General features: G+C 70.2%; 10 protein-coding genes. 6 read left to right on the top strand and 4 right to left on the bottom strand.

Annotation, left to right across the window (positions count from 1 at the left end):
- The 5 genes from D7Y11_RS40645 to D7Y11_RS40625 form a co-directional block, all read left to right on the top strand.
- Positions 1 to 783 (top strand): ParB/RepB/Spo0J family partition protein (locus tag D7Y11_RS40645; RefSeq protein ID WP_126936356.1); only part of this gene is annotated, 783 nt, incomplete at its 5' end.
- A gap of 3 nt (positions 784 to 786) precedes the next feature.
- Positions 787 to 1,233 carry a bactofilin BacM gene (bacM, locus tag D7Y11_RS40640; RefSeq protein WP_014400844.1) on the top strand — a complete coding sequence of 149 codons (447 nt, stop codon included), beginning with the start codon at positions 787 to 789 and terminating at the stop codon, positions 1,231 to 1,233.
- Between the two features lie 8 nt (positions 1,234 to 1,241).
- Positions 1,242 to 1,796: a hypothetical protein gene (locus D7Y11_RS40635; RefSeq protein WP_121756001.1), complete on the top strand. Its 555-nt coding sequence runs from the start codon at positions 1,242 to 1,244 to the stop codon at positions 1,794 to 1,796.
- A 51-nt stretch (positions 1,797 to 1,847) separates the two neighbouring features.
- On the top strand, positions 1,848 to 2,297 hold the full coding sequence (locus D7Y11_RS40630; protein ID WP_120581290.1) for a CoA-binding protein: 450 nt from the start codon (positions 1,848 to 1,850) through the stop codon (positions 2,295 to 2,297).
- Positions 2,298 to 2,575: 278 nt separating this feature from the next.
- Positions 2,576 to 2,752, top strand: coding sequence for a hypothetical protein (locus tag D7Y11_RS40625; RefSeq protein WP_233607562.1), 177 nt, complete (start codon positions 2,576 to 2,578; stop codon positions 2,750 to 2,752).
- Between the two features lie 98 nt (positions 2,753 to 2,850).
- Here D7Y11_RS40625 and egtD read toward each other — a convergent pair whose 3' ends face one another.
- The 3 genes from egtD to D7Y11_RS40610 all read right to left on the bottom strand — a co-directional run bounded on the left by egtD (position 2,851) and on the right by D7Y11_RS40610 (position 6,088).
- On the bottom strand, positions 2,851 to 3,873 hold the full coding sequence (gene egtD / locus D7Y11_RS40620) for an L-histidine N(alpha)-methyltransferase (RefSeq protein WP_120581285.1): 1,023 nt from the start codon (positions 3,871 to 3,873) through the stop codon (positions 2,851 to 2,853).
- A 7-nt stretch (positions 3,874 to 3,880) separates the two neighbouring features.
- A complete protein-coding gene (egtB, locus tag D7Y11_RS40615) occupies positions 3,881 to 5,215 on the bottom strand; it encodes an ergothioneine biosynthesis protein EgtB (protein ID WP_126936355.1) in 1,335 nt (444 codons plus the stop codon).
- 210 nt (positions 5,216 to 5,425) lie between these two features.
- A complete protein-coding gene (locus D7Y11_RS40610; protein WP_158642054.1) occupies positions 5,426 to 6,088 on the bottom strand; it encodes a trimeric intracellular cation channel family protein in 663 nt (220 codons plus the stop codon).
- 123 nt (positions 6,089 to 6,211) lie between these two features.
- On the opposite strand from D7Y11_RS40610, the gene D7Y11_RS40605 reads away from it, so the two are divergent.
- Entirely contained in the window at positions 6,212 to 6,601 is a 390-nt protein-coding gene (locus D7Y11_RS40605) for a response regulator (RefSeq protein ID WP_233605288.1), read from the top strand.
- Between the two features lie 37 nt (positions 6,602 to 6,638).
- Here D7Y11_RS40605 and D7Y11_RS40600 read toward each other — a convergent pair whose 3' ends face one another.
- On the bottom strand, positions 6,639 to 6,908 hold the full coding sequence (locus D7Y11_RS40600; RefSeq protein WP_126936353.1) for a hypothetical protein: 270 nt from the start codon (positions 6,906 to 6,908) through the stop codon (positions 6,639 to 6,641).
- Positions 6,909 to 7,114 lie beyond the last annotated feature (206 nt).

Below are 7,114 nucleotides of genomic sequence, written 5' to 3'. Positions count from 1 at the left end.
GCCATCGAGTCCATCCACCGCGACCCGCTCCAGCCCCGCCGCCACTTCGACGAGACCAAGCTCCACGAACTCACCGAGTCCATCAAGGCGCAGGGACTGCTCCAGCCCATCCTCGTCCGGAAGAACCCGAACAAGGGCGGCGACGGCTACCTCATCATCGCGGGCGAGCGCCGCTGGCGTGCGTCCCAGGCCGCGGGCCTCAAGGAAATCCCCGCCATCATCCGCGAGGTCACGGAGGCCGAGTCCTTCGAGCTCGCCCTGGTGGAGAACCTCCAGCGCGCGGACCTGAACCCCATTGAAGAGGCGGACGGCTACCGGCGCCTGGTGGAGGAGTTCAAGCTCACGCAGGAGCAGGTGGCCCAGAAGGTCGGCAAGGAGCGCTCCACCGTCGCGAACGCGCTGCGCCTGCTGGCCCTGCCCCCGGACGTGAAGGCCATGGTGGCGGACGGGTCGCTCAGCATGGGCCACGCGCGCGCGCTGCTCGGCGTGCCCCGGCTGCCGGAGCTCCAGAACCTGGCGAAGCAGGTGTCGGAGAAGAAGCTGTCCGTGCGCGACACGGAGCGGCTGGTCCAGCAGGGCAAGTCCGCGAAGGGCGGCAAGGATGCAGGGAAGCCGGCGCCCAAGGTGAGCCCGCAGGTGAAGGCGCTCACCGAGGAGTTGCAGCGTCGGTTGGGAACAAAGGTCCGTCTGTCGGAGAAAAGCCCGGGAAAAGGCACCCTGGAAGTCGACTTCTTCTCCTACGATGACCTCGACAGGCTGTTGAAGCTTCTGAGGAAGGAGTAGGGCGTGGCGCTCCTTGGCGGGAAGAAAGACGAAGCACCCAGCAAGCCCCTGTTCAAACGGGAGGAGGATTTCGTGTCGACGCGTCCGGGTGAGGTTCACACGCTTCTGGGTAAAGGAAGCGAGTTCGAGGGGAAGCTCACCTTCGAAGGTCAGGTTCGAATCGACGGCAAGTTCAACGGGCAGATTGTCACCAAGGACGTGCTCGTCATTGGCGACGGCGCCCGCGTGCAGGCGGAGATTCAAGCCGGCACCGTCATCATCAACGGCACCGTGGAAGGCAACGTGCGCGCCACGCAGCTCATCGAGCTGAAGCAGCCGGGCCGCGTGAAGGGCAACCTGGAGACGCCGTCGCTCTCCATGGACCGCGGCGTCATCTTCGAGGGCTCCCTCAAGATGGAGAACATCGGCAAGGGTGGCGGTAACCCGCCCCCGCCCGGAGAGAAGAAGTAACGGTGCGCATGTTCGCGTCCCACGCGCGGAAGGTCCCGGGGCTCATCGGCCTCGGGGTCGTCTCGCTCGGAGTCCTGTTTGGCGGCTGCGAGGGCTGCCAGAAGAAGACGCCGGTCGATGACATCCATGCGGAGGACGCGGGGCTGCGCTCGGGCGTGAAGGTGCCGCTGCCGCCGGGTTGGTCCGCGCAGGTGGCCACCGACGGCAGCTTCCAGGCGGGCCCTCCCGGCCGCCCGGCGCTGCGCGTGGATTTGAAGCCGGGGCAGGGCGAGCAGATGCCCTCCTCGGAGACGCTGGCGGACAACGTCCGTCAGCAGATGAAGCAGTTCACGCTGTCGCTGGACCAGGAAGAGGACACTCCCTCCTTCGCCCTGCTGCGCGTGACCATGGCCCCGTCCCTGACGGACGGCGGACTGGGCCCGGAGGCGCCCGCGTTCTTCGGCGCCCGGCGCGTGGGGGACGACCTGTTCCTCTGCGCCAGCCTCCCCGGCGCCACCGCCGAGGAAGTCCGCCTGGCCACCGAGGCCTGCCGTACCATCCAGGTCCAGGCCGCGCCCCGCTGACAGTCCCTGCGTGAGGGTCGCGGCCTCCTTATGAAGGAGCGCGGAGACCTCATGGACGACTGGCGCAAGAACCTCATCGACGACGCGGAAGGCATTGGCGAGCTGCTCGCGCGCACCAAGCGCATCGCCGTGCTGGGCATTCGTCCGGAAGCGCAGGCGGACAAGCCCGCGCACGCCATCCCGAAGTTCCTCAAGGACCACGGCTTCACCGTGCTGCCCGTGCCCACGCACGGCGAGCAGGGGAGCATCCTGGGCGAGCCCATCTCCGCGTCGGTGAAGGACGTGCCCGGCGAGGTGGACGTGGTGCAGGTGTTCCTGCGGCCGGACGACATCACCGCGCACGTGGACGGCATGCTGGAGAAGAAGCCGTATGCCGTATGGTTCCAGCTGGGCATCCGCAACGACGCCGCGGCCGAGCGGCTGGCGCGCGCGGGCATCCGCGTGGTGCAGGACCACTGCATGAAGGTGGAGTGGAAGAAGCGCCACCCGGACGCCCGATAAGCGGCACCGGAGGGGAACCCGGGAACGTCCTGCGCGGCCCGGGTGTCCCCATTACGTGAGGAGCGTGATGTTTCTGGTGGCTGCGACTGGCAGGGGATGGACTTCGGGCCCGGCCCGGGGTGCAATTCCGTCCACGTACTGTCAGCTGGAGTCTCCGGGACTTCCCGAAAGCCGTCCGACTTCCTAACCTTAGCCTCCCGACCTGTGCCGAGCGCCCGCCCGCCCCGGGTCTTCACGCTGTGCCCCTCGTAAGGAGTCCGCGCATGACGCTCACCGAGATGCTTCCCCTCCCCCTGGCCGTCGTGGAGATCGGGCCCCTGGGTGAGCAGCTAGCAGCGGCGGGGGGACTGGTCATCACCGCGGCCGCAGCGCTCTGGGCCGCGTGGACCCGCCCGGCGCAGCAGCCGGCTCCGGTGCCGGTGCCCGTGCGCCGCGATCCTCCGCGCCGCCGCTAGGCCGCTCCGTCGCACCCGTCGTCACCGTCTGGATTCGGGCCCTGACCCGGCGCTCCTGAAGCAGCGCCGGGCGGCCCCCGCTGAAAGCGGTCTCCCGCTCAGCGCTTCATCGCCAGCGACAGCGCGAAGTCTCCGTCCGCGTCCGTCCACCACGCGGCCAGGTCGAGGCCAGCGTCGCCAAGCTCCGCCTGCACCTGCTCGCGACAGAACTTGCAGCTCACCTCCGTGCGCAGACATTCGCCTTCCGCGAACTCCACGCGCCGCTCCAGGTCCTTCAGCCACACGGACTGGGCCTTGCGTGAGATGAGCCGCATCTCGATCCACTTGTTCGCTTCGTCGAACGGGGCCAGGTGCTCGAAGGCCTCCGGGTCGAAGTCCGCGTTCAGCTCGCGGTTGAGCACGCGCAGCACGTTGCGGTTGAAGTCCGCCGTCACGCCCGCGCTGTCGTTGTAGGCGGCGAACAGGCGCTCGCGGTCCTTGATCAGGTCCGTGCCCAGCAGCAGTCCGTCACCGGGCTCCAGTCCGGACGCCAGCTCGCGCAGGAACAGCGCGCGCTGCGCGGGCTTCAGGTTGCCGATGGTGCCGCCCAGGAAGGCGACGAGCCGCCGGCCGCCGCCTGGGATGCGGCCCAGGTGCTGCTCGAAGTCGCCCACCACCGCGTGCACGGCGATGCGCGGGTACTCGCGAGCGAGTCCCTCCGCGGCCTTGCGCAGGAAGGCCTCGCTCACGTCGAAGGGCACGAAGCGCTTGAGCTGTCCGGCCGCGTCCATCGCGTCCAGCAGGAGGCGCGTCTTCTCACTGGTGCCGCTGCCCAATTCCACCAGCGTGTCCGCGCCGCTCAGCCGGGCCACGTCGTCCGCGTGGGCGCGCAGAATCTCGCGCTCGCGGCGCGTGGGGTAGTACTCCGGCAGGCGGGTGATGTCGTCGAAGAGCTGGCTGCCGCGCTCGTCGTAGAGCCACTTGGGGCTCAGCTCCTTGGGCCCATGGCAGAGCCCCTCCAGCACCTCCGCGCGCAGCGAACGCCGCGCGTCCCCGGGTTGCACGTGCACGTCCACCTTCACGCCTGGCGCCGAGTAGCCCTCCGCGACGCGTGCCTCACCCTGCTCCGACCTCATCCTCATGTGACCCTCACTTCACGTCGCGTGCACAGCGGAAGCCGGCGAAGATCTGCCGGCGGATGGGGAAGTCCCAGTTGCGGAAGCTGTTGCGCACCGCCACCGGCGCGCTCGCCCAGGCGCCGCCGCGCAGCACCTTGGACGTGTCTCCAAAGAAGACCTCCGAGTACTCGCGGTACGGAAAGGCCTGGAAGCCCGCGTACGGTTGGAAGTCGCTGGCGGTCCATTCCCAGACGTCGCCCAGCAAGCCCCAGACGCCGTCCGCGCTGCGGCCCGAAGGGTGGCTGCCCACGGGCGACGGCCCCCAGCGCGTCCCGCCCAGGTTGGCGTGCGCGTCCGTGGGCGCTGCGTCCCCCCAGGGGTGTGCGCGAGTGACGCCGTCACTGCCCTGCGCGGCCTTCTCCCACTCGGATTCCGTGGGCAGGCGCTTGCCGGCCCAGCGCGCGTACGCGTCCGCCTCGTACCAGGACACGTGCTGCACGGGTTCGTCCTTGGGCAGACGCTCCACCGTGCCGAAGCGGCGGCGCAGCCAGACGTGGTGGCCCTGCGGACTCCAGAAGAGCGGGTGACGGATCTTCTCCGCCTGGATCCACGCGAAGCCCTTGGGGTCCCACCAGCGCGGATCCTCGTAGCCGCCGGACTCCACGAACACGAGGAAGTCCCCCGTGGTGACGGGGTGCGCGTCCAGGAGGAAGGGCGCCACGTCCACGACGTGACGGGGGCGCTCGTTGTCGTAGGCCCACGGGTCGTCGCCGCCCAGGTGCACCGGGCCGCCGGGGATGAAGACCTCGTGCTGTGGCACCGCGCCGGGCTGGGGGCGCAGGGCCTCCACCGGGTGGTACTCCACGTGCGTCATCAGCTGCAGCGTGGCGGCCAGCGTCTCCGCGTGCTGCTGCTCGTGCTGCGCCACCATGCCGAAGGCGAAGCCGCCGTGGAGCAGCGGATCCGCGCTGTCCTCGGGCAGCGTCTCCAGGTGCGCGCCCACCGCCTCGCGCACGCGGGTGGCGTAGGCCCAGGCGGCCTCCGGCTCCAGCAGGGGCAGCGTGGAGCGCGTGTTTCGCGGGTGGCGGAAGGCGTCGTAGATGGCGTCGAACGCAGGGTCGGTGAAGGCCGGAGCCCCCAGCGCGCGCAACAGCCACTGCTCCTCGTAGTTGGCCACGTGGGCCACGTCCCAGACGAGCGGGGACATGAGCGGCGAGTGCTGCCGCATCAACTCCGCTTCCGGCAGCGGCGCGAGCATCGCCTGGATGCGCTCACGCCCCGCCTCCAGCTCCCGCCACGCCCGGGCCTTCCACGACACGGCCTGGCGGACGCGGGCACTCCCCTGTTCCTGGCTCCTCAGCGACATGGTCGGCCCAAGGTAGGAAGGGGCTCCAGGCCCCGCTAACCCCCCGGGCCCCCCTGGTGGGACAGACCCGTGAGGGAGCACACGTTTGCGAGCCTGCTTCCCCTCCGAAATGATCCGCGGTCCTAACGGGGTTGCGGGCACCTGTCGGAGAATTCTGGACCGGAAAGTTCGTTTCTGTCCAAAAGATATTCCGGAGGCGCGGCTCCAGCCTCAGGGCGGTCCGCGCGGGCGGCGGGCCTGGATCCGGTCCAGCAGCTGGAGCAGGTCGAACCGGTGCGGCAGCCGCCACCGGCGCCACATGGCGGTGAGGCGCAGCAGGCTGGCCCCGGCGATGGCGGCGGCCTCCGCCAGGGGCGCGGGCAGCTTCAGGCCCACCGCGAGCGCGACGTAGAGCAGGCCGCACAGCAGCGCGACGGTGGCATACAGCTCGCCGGGAGACACCAGCGCGGTGCGCTCGCCCAGGAGCACGTCCCGGATGACGCCGCCGCCCACGGAGGTGACGACCCCCAGGAACACCGCGGACGGCAGGGGCAGCTGGAACGCGAGCGCCTTCTCCAGCCCCAGCACCACCCACATGCCCAACAGCAGCGCGTCCACCACGTCCAGCGCCCGGTGCAGCCGGGCCAGCCACGGCGCGAAGAGGACGGCCAGCACCGCGCAAGCGCCCACCGCCAGCAGGTAGCGCGAAGAGCGCAGTGCCGCGGGCGTTTGCCCGAGCAGCACGTCGCGCAGCATGCCGCCCCCCACGCTGGTGCAGATGGAGAGGGCCAACACCGCCATGGCGTCCAGCTCCCTCCGCAGCGCGTGCAGCGCCCCCGACAGGGCCCCCAGCCCCACCGCGCCCAGCTCCAGGTAGACGGGCAGCGTCAGCATGCCCCCCGAACCTCCCAGAGTGGCCGCTCCGGCCCCAAGGGGGTCATCCTCCAGGGTAGCCATCTGTCCACCAGTTGTCGTGGTATTCCGGGAAGGCGTGTCCGTGTGGGGGAGGGGGTCTCTATGCTGCGGGACATGGTTCAGCCCGCGCCGCACAAGCCCGTGCTGGTGGTGGAGGACGACGAGGATGCTCGCGCCGCCATCGCCGAAATCCTGGAAGCCGACGGCTACGAGGTGGCCGTCGCCGCCAATGGCCAAGAGGCCCTGGACGAGCTCCAGCACCTGCCCCCGCCGAGCCTCATCCTGCTGGACCTGAGGATGCCGGTGATGGACGGCCCGGAGTTCCTGCGCCACCTGCGCGCGGACTGGCCCCGGCTGAAGGCCGTGCCGGTGCTGCTGCTGTCGGGCGTGGGGGCGGAGGCGCTGCCTGACACGGGCGGCCTGCTGAAGAAGCCCATCGTCCCGGACGAGCTGCTGGCCACCGTGGGCCGGCTGTCCGGCCGGATCGCCTGAAGCCGGGGGCCTCGCGCGAACGAGGGCCCTTCGTGCGTCAGCCCAGCCGCGTCACCGCGAGCAGCGTGAGCGTGCTGGCGCGAGGGTCCTTCTCGTAGACGAGCTCCAGGTCGTGGCCCTCCACGCGGTGCCGCGCGGGTCCCGCCACCGAGTCGTGCGACTTCGTCCGCTCCGCCAGCCGCGCCAGGGTCTGTTGCAGGGCCTCGAAGGCCTCGGACGACATCCGCCCCACCTCCCGCCACGCGGGCGGTGCGTAGTGGACGCGGTAGGGCAGGACCAGGCGATTTCTTGCGGAAGACTGGGACACGGGTTCGGTTCCTCGACACTCCATCGCTATTGCGAACCGCGTGCCTGCCCGCCGCTCCCGGGAATTCCGGGCACTTTCGCGGTGGGTCGGCGGTGACGTCTGAAGAAGTTACGGACTCGACCGAATCGTGGGGGAAGAAATGACTGGCCGTATGGCAGGCCTGGAAGAGGGGTGAAGGGGCCCTGGCCGTCCGGCCGGGTGGGGCT

Source organism: Corallococcus sp. AB018, assembly GCF_003986945.1.
Lineage (GTDB): Bacteria > Myxococcota > Myxococcia > Myxococcales > Myxococcaceae > Corallococcus > Corallococcus exiguus.
Note: the sequence above shows the minus strand (reverse complement) of the source record. Positions and strands in the feature narration are given on the sequence as shown.